13 protein-coding genes are annotated in these 14,077 nt (G+C 69.9%); 2 read left to right on the top strand and 11 right to left on the bottom strand.

Annotated features, from left to right (window positions below; all coding sequences use genetic code 11):
• Genes FOH10_RS33505 through FOH10_RS33495 form a run of 3 tightly spaced genes read right to left on the bottom strand, consistent with a single transcriptional unit; the run spans position 1 to position 4,471 of the window.
• Complete coding sequence (locus FOH10_RS33505; protein WP_143983624.1) at positions 1-1,605, bottom strand: acyl-CoA carboxylase subunit beta; 1,605 nt, start codon at positions 1,603-1,605, stop codon at positions 1-3.
• Positions 1,602-2,750: an acyl-CoA dehydrogenase family protein gene (locus tag FOH10_RS33500; protein WP_039817894.1), complete on the bottom strand. Its 1,149-nt coding sequence runs from the start codon at positions 2,748-2,750 to the stop codon at positions 1,602-1,604. Before FOH10_RS33500 ends, FOH10_RS33505 begins: the two co-directional genes overlap by 4 nt.
• A 5-nt stretch (positions 2,751-2,755) precedes the next feature.
• Complete coding sequence (locus tag FOH10_RS33495; protein WP_143983623.1) at positions 2,756-4,471, bottom strand: acyclic terpene utilization AtuA family protein; 1,716 nt, start codon at positions 4,469-4,471, stop codon at positions 2,756-2,758.
• Positions 4,472-4,656: 185 nt separating this feature from the next.
• On the opposite strand from FOH10_RS33495, the gene FOH10_RS35130 reads away from it, so the two are divergent.
• Positions 4,657-4,800, top strand: coding sequence for a hypothetical protein (locus FOH10_RS35130; RefSeq protein ID WP_186000658.1), 144 nt, complete (start codon positions 4,657-4,659; stop codon positions 4,798-4,800).
• A gap of 150 nt (positions 4,801-4,950) precedes the next feature.
• Here FOH10_RS35130 and FOH10_RS33490 read toward each other — a convergent pair whose 3' ends face one another.
• The 6 genes from FOH10_RS33490 to FOH10_RS33465 all read right to left on the bottom strand — a co-directional run bounded on the left by FOH10_RS33490 (position 4,951) and on the right by FOH10_RS33465 (position 10,425).
• Positions 4,951-5,748, bottom strand: a complete 798-nt coding sequence (locus FOH10_RS33490) for an adenylate/guanylate cyclase domain-containing protein (RefSeq protein ID WP_051037833.1) — start codon at positions 5,746-5,748, stop codon at positions 4,951-4,953.
• Positions 5,749-6,279: 531 nt separating this feature from the next.
• Positions 6,280-7,035 (bottom strand): ABC transporter permease, encoded by a 756-nt coding sequence (locus FOH10_RS33485; protein ID WP_143983622.1) that lies wholly within the window; start codon positions 7,033-7,035, stop codon positions 6,280-6,282.
• Positions 7,035-7,988 (bottom strand): ABC transporter ATP-binding protein, encoded by a 954-nt coding sequence (locus tag FOH10_RS33480; RefSeq protein ID WP_029932994.1) that lies wholly within the window; start codon positions 7,986-7,988, stop codon positions 7,035-7,037. Before FOH10_RS33480 ends, FOH10_RS33485 begins: the two co-directional genes overlap by 1 nt.
• 196 nt (positions 7,989-8,184) lie before the next feature.
• Positions 8,185-8,889 (bottom strand): thiazole synthase, encoded by a 705-nt coding sequence (gene thiG / locus FOH10_RS33475; protein ID WP_244962156.1) that lies wholly within the window; start codon positions 8,887-8,889, stop codon positions 8,185-8,187.
• A 52-nt stretch (positions 8,890-8,941) separates the two neighbouring features.
• Positions 8,942-9,154 carry a sulfur carrier protein ThiS gene (thiS, locus tag FOH10_RS33470; RefSeq protein WP_029932996.1) on the bottom strand — a complete coding sequence of 71 codons (213 nt, stop codon included), beginning with the start codon at positions 9,152-9,154 and terminating at the stop codon, positions 8,942-8,944.
• A complete protein-coding gene (locus FOH10_RS33465; RefSeq protein ID WP_186000657.1) occupies positions 9,151-10,425 on the bottom strand; it encodes an FAD-dependent oxidoreductase in 1,275 nt (424 codons plus the stop codon). The genes thiS and FOH10_RS33465 overlap by 4 nt, the downstream gene beginning before the upstream one ends.
• Positions 10,426-10,669: 244 nt before the next feature.
• Here FOH10_RS33465 and thiE point away from each other — a divergent pair, with 244 nt between their 5' ends.
• A complete protein-coding gene (gene thiE, locus FOH10_RS33460; RefSeq protein ID WP_039817870.1) occupies positions 10,670-11,374 on the top strand; it encodes a thiamine phosphate synthase in 705 nt (234 codons plus the stop codon).
• Between the two features lie 23 nt (positions 11,375-11,397).
• Here the strand turns inward: thiE and FOH10_RS33455 are convergent, their stop codons facing one another.
• A complete protein-coding gene (locus FOH10_RS33455) occupies positions 11,398-11,829 on the bottom strand; it encodes a type II toxin-antitoxin system Rv0910 family toxin (RefSeq protein WP_039817872.1) in 432 nt (143 codons plus the stop codon).
• Positions 11,830-11,887: 58 nt separating this feature from the next.
• Positions 11,888-14,074, bottom strand: a complete 2,187-nt coding sequence (locus FOH10_RS33450; RefSeq protein ID WP_143983619.1) for a molybdopterin-containing oxidoreductase family protein — start codon at positions 14,072-14,074, stop codon at positions 11,888-11,890.
• Between the last annotated feature and the right edge of the window lie 3 nt (positions 14,075-14,077).

The raw sequence follows: 14,077 nt of genomic DNA, 5'->3' as shown, positions 1-14,077 counted from the left end.
TCACATCCGGAAGACGCCGAAGCCGTCGGCGCCCTCGATCGGGGCATTGTGAATGGCGGACAGGGCCATTCCCAAGACCGTGCGGGTATCGCGGGGATCGATGACGCCGTCGTCGTAGAGGCGACCCGACATGAACATGGGCAGCGATTCGGCCTCGATCTGCGCCTCGATCATGGCGCGCATCCCGGCGTCGGCGGCCTCGTCGAACGGCATGCCCTTGGCCTCCGCGGCGGCCCGGCCCACGATGGAGATGACGCCCGCCAGCTGCGCACCGCCCATGACGGCGGATTTCGCGCTGGGCCAAGCGAAGACGAAACGCGGATCGTACGCGCGGCCGCACATGCCGTAGTGGCCCGCGCCGTAGGACGCGCCCATCAGCACCGAGATGTGCGGGACCTTGGAGTTGGAGACGGCGTTGATCATCATCGCGCCGTGCTTGATGATGCCCTTCTGCTCGTACTCCTTGCCCACCATGTAGCCGGTGGTGTTGTGCAGGAACAGCAGCGGGGTGTTCGACTGGTTGGCGAGCTGGATGAACTGCGCCGCCTTCTGCGCCTCCTCGGAGAACAGCACGCCGCGCGCATTGGCGAGGATGCCGACCGGGTAGCCGTGCAGTTCCGCCCAGCCGGTGACCAGGCTGGAGCCGTAGAGCGGTTTGAACTCGTCGAAATCGGAGCCGTCCACCACGCGGGCGATGACCTCGCGCGGGTCGAACGGGATCTTGAGGTCGGTGGGCACGATGCCCAGCAGTTCCTCGGCGTCGTAGCGCGGTTCGATGATCTCGGTGCGCGGGCGCGGGGCCGGGCCCCGCTTCCGCCAATTGAGCCGCTTGACGATCGAGCGTCCCAGCCGGATGGCGTCCTGCTCGTCGGCGGCCAGGTAGTCGGCCAGACCGGAGACGCGGGCGTGCATATCCGCGCCGCCGAGCGATTCGTCGTCGGACTCCTCACCGGTGGCCATCTTGACCAGCGGCGGCCCGCCCAGGAACACCTTGGAGCGCTCCTTGATCATGACGGTGTAGTCGGACATGCCGGGGATGTACGCGCCACCGGCGGTCGAGTTGCCGAAAACCAGTGCGATGGTGGGGATGCCCTCGGCGGAGAGTCGAGTCAGGTCGCGGAACATCCGCCCGCCCGGCACGAAGACCTCCTTCTGGGTGGGCAGATCCGCGCCACCGGACTCCACCAGTCCGATGACCGGGAGGCGATTCTCCCGGGCGATGTCGTTCATGCGCAGGTTCTTGCGCAGCGTCCACGGGTTCGACGTGCCGCCGCGCACCGTGGGATCCGGTGCCACGATCATGCATTCGACGCCCTCGACGATGCCGATGCCCGCGATGACGCTGGCGCCGACATGGAATTCACTGCCCCAGGCGGCCAGTGGGGCCAGCTCCAGGAACGGCGAATCCTCGTCGATGAGCAGTTCGATGCGTTCGCGCGCGGTCAGCTTGCCGCGCTTGCGGTGCCGCGCCATCTTGTCGGGGCCACCGCCCGCGATGTTCTTGGCGTACTCGGCCTCCACCTCGGCCAGCTTTTCGCTCATGGCCTCGGCGGCGGCCCGGTAGTCCGCCGAATTCAGGTCTACGGCGGTGCGCAGTGTACTCAAGACTGGAACCCCAATCGCTTGGCCGCAAGGCTGGTCAGGATCTCGTTGGTGCCACCGCCGATACCCAGGATGCGGACATCGCGATAGTGGCGCTCCACCTCGGACTCGCGCATGTAGCCGAGTCCGCCGAAGAGCTGAACCGCCTGGTGGGCAACCCATTCGGCGGTCTCCACGGCGGTGTTCTTGGCGAAGCACACCTCGGCGATGAGGTCGGTCTCGCCCTGGGCCGCGCGCTCCACCACATGGCGGGTGTACACGCGGGCGACGTCGATGCGGCGCGCCATCTCCGACAGGGTGTTCTGCACGGCCTGGCGGCTGATCAGCGGGCGGCCGAAGGTCTCGCGGTCGCGGCACCACTGCAGGGTCAGGTCCAGGCAGCGCTGCGCGTGCCCGTACGCCTGCGCGGCCAGCCCGACCCGCTCGCTCACGAAAGCCTGTGCGATCTGGGCGAATCCGGAGTTCTCCGCGCCGACCAGGTTGGACACCGGCACCCGCACGTCCACATAGGACAGCTCGGCCGTATCGGAGGCCAGCCAGCCCATCTTCTCCAGCTTGCGGCTCACCGTGAAGCCGGGCGTGTCCTTCTCCACCACGAGCAGCGAGACACCGCCCGCGCCGGGACCGCCGGTGCGCACGGCCGTCACGACGTAGTCGGCGCGCACGCCGGAGGTGATGAACGTCTTGGCTCCATTGACAACGAATTCGTCGCCGTCGCGCACCGCGGAGGTGGTGAGATGGCCCACGTCCGACCCGCCGCCGGGTTCGGTGATGGCCAGGGAGCCGATCTTCTCGCCCGCCAGCGTGGGCCGCACCCAACGCTCGATATGCTCGGCATTACCGGCGGCGATCATGTGCGGCACCGCGATACCGCAGGTGAACAGGGATGCGAACAGACCACCGGAGCAGCCCGCGTAGTGCATCTCCTCGCACACGACGGCGGCGTCGATGCCGTCGCCGCCGGAGCCGCCCACATCCTCGGGGAACTGGATGCCGAGCAGGCCCAGCGCGCCCGCCTTCTTGTGCAGTTCGCGCGGGATCTCGCCCCGGCGTTCCCAGTCGTCCAGGTAGGGCAGCACCTCGCGATCGGCGAAACCGCGCACGGTGGCGCGCAATTCGCGTCGCTCCGGAGTGGTCCAGGGGTTCACGTAGGTCATGGGAGCAACTCCACGGGGATCTCGATGTGCCGGGCGCGGAGCCATTCCCCGAGCCCCTTGGCCTGCGGATCGAAGCGGGCCTGATAGGCCACGCCCTGCCCGAGCAGGCCCTCGACGATGAAGTTCACGGCCCGCAGGTTCGGCAGTACGTGCCGGGTGACGGGCAGTTTGGCGGTCTCGGGCAGCAGCAGGCGCAGTTCGTCGACGGTGAGGGTGTGCACCAGCCAGCGCCACTGCTCCTCGGTGCGCACCCAGACGCCGATATTGGCATTGCCGCCTTTATCGCCGGAGCGTGCCAGTGCGATGGTGCCGAGCGGCACGCGACGGGTCGCGCCCGCCGGAAGCGGCTGCGGCAGTGCGGGTTCGGGCACCTCGGCCAGCTCGAGGGTCTGCGCGGCGGGCGCGATCGCCACCTGCGAGCCGTCGGGCAGCACCGCGGTGTGCGCGACCTCGTTCGCGTCCACGTAACCGGGGGTGAAAACACCGTAGGGCGAACCGTTTCCGGGCGGCGCGGTGAGCGAGAAGCCCGGGTAGCTGGCCAGCGCCAGTTCCACGGCGACACTGGAGAAACCGCGACCCACCCGGTTGGGATCCGGGTCGCGCACCACGCATTTCAGCAGGGCGCTGGCCTGTTCCTCGGTGTCGGCGTCGGGGCGGTCCAGGCGCGACAGCGTCCATTCCAGTTCGGCCGGGCGCACGGTCAACCAGGACTCCAGTTGCCGTTGCGCCAGTTGGGCCTTGGCCTCGATATCCAGGCCGGTGAGGATGAAGGTCATCTCGTTGCGGAAGCCGCCGATGGTATTGAGCGATACCTTGAGCCGGGGCGGCGGAGCCTCGCCGCGCACCCCGGAGACGCGGACCCGGTCCGGACCCTCCTGGGTGAGCGCGATGGTGTCCAGGCGGGTGGTCACATCCGGTCCGGCGTAGCGCGCGCCCTGGATCTCGTACATGAGCTGGGCCGCCACCGTGTCCACCGTGACCGCGCCGCCGGTGCCCGGATGTTTGGTGATCACGCTGCTGCCGTCGCGGCGCACCTCGGCCAGCGGGAAGCCGGGGCGGTCCATATCCGCGATCTCGGTGAAGAGGGCGAAGTTGCCGCCGGTTGCCTGGGTCGAGCACTCGATGACGTGTCCGGCCACCACGGCTCCGGCGAGCGCGTCGAAATCCGCTCGCCCCCAGCCGAAATGCGCCGCCGCCGGACCCACCACCAGCGCCGCGTCGGTGACCCGGCCGGTCACCACCACATCGGCCCCGGCGGTCAGGCATTCGGCGATACCCCACGCGCCCAGGTAGGCGTTGGCGGTCAGCGGTGAGCCCAGTCCCAGTTCCGCGGCGCGCGGCAGCAGGTCGTCGCCGGTCACGTAGGCGACCTTGGCGTCCAGGCCCTGCTCTTGCGCCAGTGCGTCGATCGCCTGCGCCAGTCCGGCCGGGTTGAGCCCACCGGCATTCGTGACGATCTTGACGCCCTTCTCCAGCGCGAGCCCCAGGCAGTCCTTCAACTGTTTGACGAAGGTCTTGGCGTAGCCGAGGTTCGCGTCCTTCATCCGGTCGCGCCCGAGAATGAGCATGGTCAGCTCGGCCAGGTAGTCGCCGGTGAGAACGTCGAGCTCACCGCCCTCGAGCATTTCCCGCATGGCGCTGAGCCGATCGCCGTAGAAACCGGAACAGTTGCCGATGCGGATGAGCTCCGGATCGGCCGCGAGCTGACTCATCGCGGGCCCTCCTGTGCGCGTGTCGGCCGCGGCCTCGCCGCCGCGGTCCGTTACAGGGTCACATTCGATCCATAAAAAATCAAGCACGCCCGCTTGTTAATCGGCAGCGTTCATCTTTGCGTTTGCTGTTCGGATGCTGAGGGGGTCCACGACGGACCGGGCGGTCGGCAGGGCAGACTGGGCGCGTGGCCTCGATTCTTCTGCTCGCCCTCGCCGGATTCCTGCTCGGCGGCGTCTACAGCACCTGGAAGACCGCCCGGCCGCTGGCCATCGCACTCGGTGTATGTGCGGCACTGGCCCTGGCCGGGGCGATTCTCTGGATGGATTGACCGAACCGGCCGATCCCGCCCCGACCGTGCGCCGCGGCGACAGTGGTTCGCCGGGTACACCCCCACATGGGCTCGGCGCGCGACAGCAGGCGCACCCCGACCGGCCCGACAACGGCTCGCGCCGCACCGAATGTCCCCGGGGCGGGGAGCTTATTCGGGATCGAGCCGGTAGATGCGCAGATCCTCCGGCACGCCGCTCAGCGGCGCGGCGAAGAAGCTGCGCCGGTAGGGCTTCGGCACACAGCCCAGCTCCGCCAGCGTCTCGGGCTCCAGGGCCGCCAGGGTGGCATGCGAGAGCATGGTGTTGCCGTTGCCGCCCGCCTCCATGACCCGCGCCGCGATGGTGACGTCCACCCCCAGCCAGTCGCCGCCCAGCTCCCGCGGGGTGCCGGTGTGCAGGCCCACGCGCATCTGCGGTGTGTAGCCGTTCACGTCGACGCGCGCCAGGTTCCGCTTGGCCGCCACCGCCGCGCGAACCGCCCGGTCCGGGGACGGGAAGACCGCCATGACGCCGTCGCCCATCCGCTTGACCACGTGGCCGCCACGCTCGCCGATCGGCGGCTCGATGGCCTTGGCGACGCGGCGCAGCAGCTCCAGGGTCTGCTCGTCACCGGCCGAGAGCGACCAGCTGGAGAAGGCCACCAGATCGGTGAACATGATGGTGATCTCCGCGGTGCCGCGCCCCTTGCCCATGCGCTCCAGCACCGCCTGCCAGACCTGGAGGGCGCCGAGGCCGAGTTCGCGTGCGGCGCTGGGGGAATCGCCGACCAGCTTGTCCGCGGCCCGCGCCACCGCGCGTACCCCGCCCGGTCCGGAAACCGACAGCGGATCGCCGAAAGCCGGGTCGCCGGGCAGATTCTCGCGTGCCCGGCGAATCACACCGATGAGATCTCCCCGCTGATTGGCCGCGGAGACGAGTGCCGAGAGTTGGCCGGAAAGGCGAGCCATGGGCCGTCGGTCCGGTTCCGCACCGTCGGTGGGAGTCAAGGGAATCACGACGTCGGGGTCGATGCGCGGTCCCCGGGCACGCGACGGCTCCCCGAGGCCCTCCGAGGACCGGGGGCGACCCTTCCCCTTACCGTCCGCACGGTCCGCGCCGGACGCGGATTCACTGCCGCCGGAGGGTCGTTCGCTCACGCCCCGAGCGTAGCCCAGCATCGGCTCCGCGGTGGATGAGTCGACATCTGTCACCCATGGATGAATGGCTGCCACCTGTCACCTCCCTATCGGTGCGAGCGGCCACTTCGTCGGGCCCGCCCGATGGTGCGAGTGCCGTGGTTGCTGTTGCGATGCTACCCAGCGGTCAGGACAAGAGCCAGACCTTTCCGCATGGAAGCGAGACTGTTCACAGGCCGTTTTCATCCCCGACACCCCACCCCCAGCCCCAACACAACACCGGCCCGACGCGGAGTTCGCGTCGGGCCGATGCATCCGTCGACCGGGCAGTGGCCGACGGTCCCGGGCAGGGTCTCGGTGGGGCTAGGCGTCGCGCTTGTTCAGCGTGACCAAAGCAGCCCCGAACACAATTGTGACAAATGCTGCGAAATACACCAGGCTCCCCCAGGGGCCCCAATGCCAGTTCGCGTTCGACTCGGTCAGCGAGAAGAACCGCTGTCCGTTGGCGAAGGGCAGCAGCGGGCCCACATTGCGGCCGAAGCTGCCGAACGCGCCCAGCAGCGGTTCCAGGATCAGCGGCCACAGCACGATGATCGAGATGGCCGCCGCGGACTGCCGCACCAGCACCCCTACACCGACCGCCAACACGATGCTGAGCAGGGCGTACAGCGGGACACCCAGCAGTGCCCGCCACTGCGCGCCGGTGGACAGGTCCAGGGTCGGCGACGTCCCGTAGATGGCGCGGGAGATCAGCAGGGCGCCCACGCAGAGCACCGCTGTCAACAATGCGCCGTACACGGCGAGCAGCGCGGTCTTCACGACGATCACGGTGCTGCGCTGTGGCGTGGCCAGGAACGTGGTGCGAATGATGCCGAATCGATACTCACTGGTCACCGAGAGGGTGGCCATGATCATGAGCACCATGACACCGAAGCCGCTGACTCCGCCCACCGCGACGGCCACATCCATCGGCACCGCGTCGTCCGAATCCTTCGCCGTGCGGGCGATGAACGCGATGAGCGCCGCCAGACCGAGCCCCAGCGCGACCACGACCGCCGAACACCACCAGGGCGACCGGGTCGAGGTGAGTTTGATCCGTTCCGCAGCAAGCACTCCCATCAGAGCGCACCTCCCATGACCTCGTCGATTCCGGCGCCTTCGCCGTGGTACTCCACCGCGTTGCCGGTCATCTGCATGAACGCCTCCTCCAGCGACGCCCGCTGCGGGGCCAGCTCGTAGAGCGTGATGTCGTTGGCCCCGGCCAGCTTTCCGACCGCGTCACTGGTCGCGTTGGCGACCACCAGCGCCGGGCTGGCCGGATCGGCGCCGTCCTCGCGGACGGTCATGCCATTGGAGGTGAGCAGGCTGCGCAGCTGATCCAGTTGCGGGCTGCGCACCCGCACCGACGACTCCGAGGCGCGCTCGATGAACTCCTTGGTGGTGGTGTCGGCGATGAGCCGGCCGCGGCCGATGACCACCAGATGGTCGGCGGTCTGCGCCATCTCCGACAGCAGGTGGCTCGACACCAGCACGGTGCGGCCCTCCTGCTTGGCGAGCCGCTGCATGAACCGGCGAATCCAGAGGATGCCCTCCGGGTCCAGGCCGTTCACCGGCTCGTCGAACAGCAGCACCTTGGGATCGCCGAGCAGCGCGCCCGCCAATCCGAGCCGCTGCGACATGCCGAGCGAGAAGCCGCCCGCGTTCTTGTCCGCCACCTCGGACAGGCCGACCAGCCGCAGCACCTCCTCCACCCGGGAGGCGGGAAGGCCATTGGACGCGGCCATCCAGCGCAGGTGCGAGCGAGCCGAGCGGTTCGGATGCACCCATTTGGCATCCAACAGCGCACCGACCTCGGTCAGCGGCCGCTTCAGCTCGCGATACTGCTTGCCGTCGATCAGGGCGGTGCCGGACGTCGGCGTATCCAACCCCAGGATCATCCGCATGGTCGTCGACTTCCCGGCCCCGTTCGGGCCGAGGAAGCCGGTCACCTGCCCGGGCCGGACCGAGAACGACAGGTCCGACACCGCGACGGTCTGGCCGTAGTGTTTCGTCAGGCCCCTCAGTTCGATCATGCGGCCCAGTCTTCCCGAATATTCGAGCCAGCACTATCGACCGGAGGTCGCGCGTCCCGTCATCCTGCCGGATGAGTGGGACCCTGAGCCCACCCGACCACGGCTGAACAGGATGGGATGCCACCGTACGCTGTGTGGGCTCCGCGGACGCCGCCGATGAAAGCGCAGGTGGTGTGCCCGGAGATCGGGGGTTGTCTCAGCGGGACGGGGAGGAGGCTCGAGCCCAGAAGCGTTTGGGGATGCGGCCTGCTTCGCGGGCGAGCCAGCCGGCTTCGACGGCGTGTTTCATGGCGGTGGCCATGCGGGTGGGGTGGTGGGCTCGGGTGACGGCGGTGGCGAGGAGGACCGCGGAGCAGCCGAGTTCCATGGCCAGGGCGGCGTCGCTGGCGGTGCCTATGCCGGCGTCGAGGATGACGGGGACGCCTGCGGCGGCCACGATCATTTCGATGTTGTGCGGGTTGGAGATGCCCAGGCCGGTGCCGATGGGGGAACCGAGGGGCATGACGGCGGCGCAGCCGGCGTCCTCGAGACGGCGGGCCAGGACCGGGTCGTCGGTGGTGTAGGGCAGGACGGTGAAACCGGCGTCGACCAATTGTTCGGCGGCGGTGACCAATTCGATGGCGTCGGGGAGCAGGGTGCGTTCGTCGGCGATGACTTCCAGCTTCACCCAGTCGGTTTCGAGGGCCTCGCGGGCGAGTTGCGCGGTGAGCACCGCCTCGGCGGCGGTGCGACAGCCCGCCGTATTGGGTAGGGGCGCGATCTCGAGGCGCTTCAGCAGGTCGAGTACGCCGGTGCCGCCCGCGGCGTCGACGCGGCGCATCGCCACCGTGGTGAGTTGGGTGCCCGAGGCGAGCAGGGCCTCCTCCAGCACGGTGAGACTCTCGGCGCCGCCGGTGCCCATGATCAGGCGCGAGCCGAAGGTGCGGCCCGCGATTTCCAGGGGCGCGACCGGGCTAGCCACCCTGCACCGCCGTCAGCACCTCGATCTCCCAGCCGCGACCGACCGGCTCGTCCCAGCGGGATTTGGGGAACAGCGCGCCGTCCACCGCGACGGCGACGCCCTGGCAGGGCAGATTCAGCGTGTCCAGCAGGGCGCGTACCGAAATCGGTTCCGGGAAGGTGTGATCCTCACCGTTCACGGTGATGCCGATGGGAATAGCGGTCATTGCTTACCTCCAGCGCAGTGGGGTTCGGGCACCCGGAAACGGGTGGGTGAGGCGGCGCGCGCCGCGGGCAGCTCGGTGTCGGCGAGCAGGGCCAGCACGGCGTCGGCGGTGACCGGGACACCCAGAATTCCATTGCGGCCGTGGCCGAGTGCGGCGATCACCCGCTCGTCCAGGTGGCCGATCAGTGGCAGGTTGTCGGGGGTGCCGGGGCGGGAACCCGCTGTGGCCTCGGCGAATTCGTACTCGCCCACCCCCGGGAAGATCGCCTCGGCGTCGGTGATCAGGTCGCGGACGCCCCCGACCGTCACCACGGTGTCGAACCCGGCCTCGTATTGCGTCGCACCCAGCACGAGGCCGTCCGGGCGGGGCACCAGATAGATAGGGCGGCCGTGCACGCGGGCACGGACCACGCGGTTCGGTGGCGGCGGGGCGCTCGGCCGGCGGCGCAGGCGCAGGATCTCCCCCTTCACCGGACGCACCGGCAGGTCCGGCCACAGCCGCGCGGACGCACCGGTCGCGAGCACCACGCGGTCGTGGGGCAACTCCCGCAGCGCCGCGACCTCCTCGGCCCGCACCTCGACCCCCGCGACGGCACACGCCTCCCGCAAGGCTGTCACGAGCGTCCGGTTGTCCACCGCGGGTTCGGCGGGCGACAGCAGCCCCGCCCGCACCCGCCGATCCAGACCGGGTTCCGCCGACCGAACTTCTGTCCGGTCGAGCAGTTGCAGCGCGCGGCCCGCACTCGCACCGCGTGCGGCCGCCTCGGCACCCCGATGCTCACCTCCCAAGATCGGCTGCGCACCATCCGCACCGCCAGGGTGCGATGACGATGCGATGCTCGCCGTGGCTGCCGGTTGGTCGACAGGCGACGCCACCGCACGGTCGGCAGGTGACGGCGACCCCGCTCCGCTCTCGGCGAGGTCCGGAAGTGTGGCGTTCACCCAGTCGGCGATCGTCCGCAGGTCGGCGGCGTCGGCGGCGTCGAGGGCGACGGTCAGGGTTTCGGCGGCGGTGAAGACCTCCGCGCCGGTGACGGATTTCAGGCGGGCCGCGAAGTCGGGCCAGCGGGTCAGGGAGGCGGCTCCGAATTCGAGGGCGGCGTCCTCGCCGGGCCAGCCCTCGGAGAGCGGGGCCAGCATGCCGCCCGCGACCCAGGAGGCACCCGATCCGACGGCGGGGTCGTACAGGGTGACCCGCCAGCCGGATTCGGCCGCCCGCCACGCCACCGACAGCCCGATCACGCCGCCACCGACGACGGCCAGGGTCCGCACCAGATCCACCTCACTCGGCCCCGCACGGGGGCCACCTACTCGGCGCGGTCCGGGCCCGGAATTCCGTCACGGTCACCCGCGACTCGCGCCGCCTCGTTTCTCGACTACCCACGGTAGCGCGACACCCACCCACCCCCGCACGAACCCCGCGCCCACCAGCCGGTCGGCACCGGCGGCAGCGAGGAACCGATACGCACGCACCGTCGAATTGGCAGCCTCCGGGCGTGCGACTACCGTCGAATGGGTGCAACCCTCCCATCCGAACCGCCCCCTGCCTCCCCGGGAGCGCCTGGCGAGTGCGCGCCTGTACCTGTGCACCGATGCGCGCCGGGATACCGGGGATCTCGCGGCGTTCGCCGAGGCGGCGCTGGCCGGCGGCGTCGACATCATTCAGCTGCGGGACAAGGGGTCGGCCGGGGAGAAGCAGTTCGGCACGCTGGAGGCCAAGGCCGAGTTGGGGGCGTTGGCGGAGCTGAAGGCGGCCGCGCGGCGGCACGGGGCGCTGGTGGCGGTGAACGACCGCGCCGATGTGGCCTTCGCGGCGGGGGCGGATGTGCTGCATCTGGGGCAGAACGATCTGCCGCCCTGGTACGCCCGCCATATTCTCGGCCCGGACGTCGTGATCGGCCGTTCCACGCACAATCGCGCCCAGGCCGGGCTCGCCGCCATCGACGAGCACATCGACTACTTCTGCACCGGCCCGGTCTGGAACACCCCGACCAAGCCGGGCCGCACCGCCTCCGGTCTGGAGCTGATCCGCTCCACCGCCGAGGCCCATCCGACCCGGCCGTGGTTCGCCATCGGCGGCATCGACGACCAGCGGCTGCCGGAGGTGCTCGCGGCCGGGGCGACTCGCGTGGTGGTCGTGCGCGCCATCACGCACGCCGACGACCCGGAGGCGGCCGCGCGGGCTCTGAAGCAGCGGCTGCTCGACAACGCCGCCCGCTGAGACCGGCGGGCGACGCCCGTGATTCAGCCGTAGAGCTCGACGAAGCGATCCAGCGAGCGTTCGATATCGCCGCGCAGCGCCTTGGCGACCACCGAGCCGATGGGCCCGAATAGCGGCGCGCCGCCGAGTTCGAAGTTGGCCGTCACCTTCGACCCGGACCCGGCCGGGGCCACGTCGAGTCGGATGCCGAATTTGGTGCCGCCGATGCCCGCGCCGGTGAGCACCAGGCGGCGCGGCGGTTCGGCGGTCTCGACGATCCAGGTGACGCGGTTGCGGAAGCCCTTGACGGTGGCCACGCCGACCAGCCGGGTGCCGGGGGTGAGGTCGTCGGGCACGGTACCGCGCCAGCCCTCGTGCAGGGTCAGCCACTTGTCGAGTTCGGGCAGGTCGGAGGCGCGGGCCCAGGCCAGGTCGGGCGCGATGGGGACGTCTACGGAGACCTTCAGCTTTGCCACGTACTGGATGGTATCTGTTACATGACGTAGCTCTAATGAACGGGTGTCGTGAAATCGCCTACCCGACCGCCTCCAGCCGGATGGGGACGCCATTGAGGTGCGACATGCCCGCCAGCCGCTCCACATCCGAGACATCGGTGGACATGAGGTCGTTGACATTGGCTCCGCCCGCGGCATTGGCCCGCCGCCAGCCGCCCCGGTGCCCCCATCCGTGCGGAATCGCCACCGCGCCCTCGGTCATATCCTCGCTGAGCCGGGCGACCACCTCGATGGAACCGTGCGCGGAACTGACCCGGCACCGCTCCCCATCGGAGATCCCCGCCGCGGCAGCGTCTTTGGGATGGATCCGGGCGGCATGCTCACGATCCCCGCGCATGAGCGCGTCCACATTGTGCATCCACGAGTTGTGGGATTTCAGCTCGCGCATGCCGATGACCCGTAGCGGGTACTCGGGATCGACGGCGGGCGGCACCAGATCGCGCAGCTCGGCGATGATCGGCTCGGGAGCCAGCCGCACCCGACCGCCCCTGTGCCGCACCACGTCTCCCAGCACCCCGGTGTCGATGTGGTCGGCCAGCACCACCCCGTGCGGATGTCGGCGCAGCATGCGCAGACTCACACCGCCCCGGCGCAGCCCGAACCAATCGCCGTACGGCCCGGTGCGCAGGGCCAGGTCGACCAGCAGGGTCGGACTCGGCCGGGCCGCGCGGCCGCCCGGAATCCGATTGCGCAGCGCGCTCAGCAGCCGCCCCGCCGGGGACGCGGGGCCCACGGCGAAGGGCTGCACGCCGATGCGCAGCGCGATGTCGTCGATGATCCGCCACTCCTCGCGCGCCTCACCGTAGGGCTCCACCACCCGCTCGGTGTACTGCGTGTACGGGATGGGCGAGAGCGCGGTGAAGGGCAACGGAACATCGTCGCGCTCCAGGAAGGTGGTGGCCGGGAGAATGTAGTCCGCCAGGCGATTGGTGTCGTTGACATAGAGGTCGATGGCGACGAACAGATCGAGTTCGCCCAGGGCGGAGGCCAATTCACGACCGTTGGGCACCGACAGCACCGGATTGCCCGCCGAGGTGAACAGCGCCCGCAGCTGACCGGGTCCGGGCGTGGTGATCTCCTTGGCCATCACCGCCGCCGGGAAGGTGCCGAGCACATCGGGGAAGTCGCCGATGCGGGAACGGTGCTTGCCGTACCGGATGAACCCGAGCCGGGCGTTCAGCCGCGACACCGCGACCAATTCCTTGCCGAACACCGAGCCGCCCGGCGCGTCGAGATTCCCGGTCACCAGGGCGAGCGCGTCGATGAGGAAGGCCACCAGCGTGGCATGCCGCCCGAGGCAGGAGCCGGTGCGTCCGTAGACGGCCGCCGCGTCCGCGTGCGCCAGTTCCCGGGCCAGCGCGCGCACCCGATCCGGCTCCAATCCGGTTGTCGCGGCGGTGCTCTCGGGCGTGAACTGGCGCACCGCCGCCCGTAGCTCCCGCACGCCCGCCGCCTGTCGGCGCAGCGCCTGCCGGTCCTCCAGCCCCTCGTCGAAGATGACCTGGAGCAGCGCTGCCAGCAGCCAGGCGTCCGTATCCGGACGCACCCCCACATGCTCGAACAGGCGCGCCGTCTCGGTGCGCCGGGGATCGACCACCACCACGCGCCCACCGCGCTTGGTGATGGCGAGCAGTTTCTCGCGGATTCGCGGCGCGCTCATCGCACTGCCGTGCGACACCACGGGATTGGCACCGATCATGAGCAGGAAGTCGGTGCGGTCCAGATCCGGCACCGGCGCGGTGGTCATGGAGCCGTACAGCAGCTCACTGGCCACGAACCGATTGTTGATGTCCTGCGATCCGGCCGAATAGACGTGCCGCAGCCCGGCCGCGAGCTGGAAACCCACCATCCACAGGGTGTGCGAGTACGAGAAGGCCGACGGATTGCCGAAATACCAGCCGAGCGCCTCGCGGCCGTGCGCGCGGATCACCCCGCGCAGCCGCTCGCCGATCTCGTCGAGCGCCGTATCCCACGACACCCGCTCGAATTCACCGGACTCCGTGCGCCGCAACGGATACAGCACCCGATCCGGGTCGTTCTGGATCTCGCTGAACGCGATGCCCTTGGGACAGGCGAATCCGCGCGAGAGCGGATGCTCCCTGTCGGCTCGCAGCTGGACCAGCCGACCGTCGGCGACGGTGGCGATCAGCCCGCAGAGCGGTTCGCAGATCCGGCAGAAAGTGGCGATCTCACGGGTGCTGCTCACCCC

Source organism: Nocardia otitidiscaviarum (assembly GCF_007362295.1).
Lineage (GTDB): Bacteria > Actinomycetota > Actinomycetes > Mycobacteriales > Mycobacteriaceae > Nocardia > Nocardia otitidiscaviarum.
The sequence above is the reverse complement of the archived record's forward strand: the minus strand, read 5'-3'. Positions and strand labels throughout refer to the sequence as shown.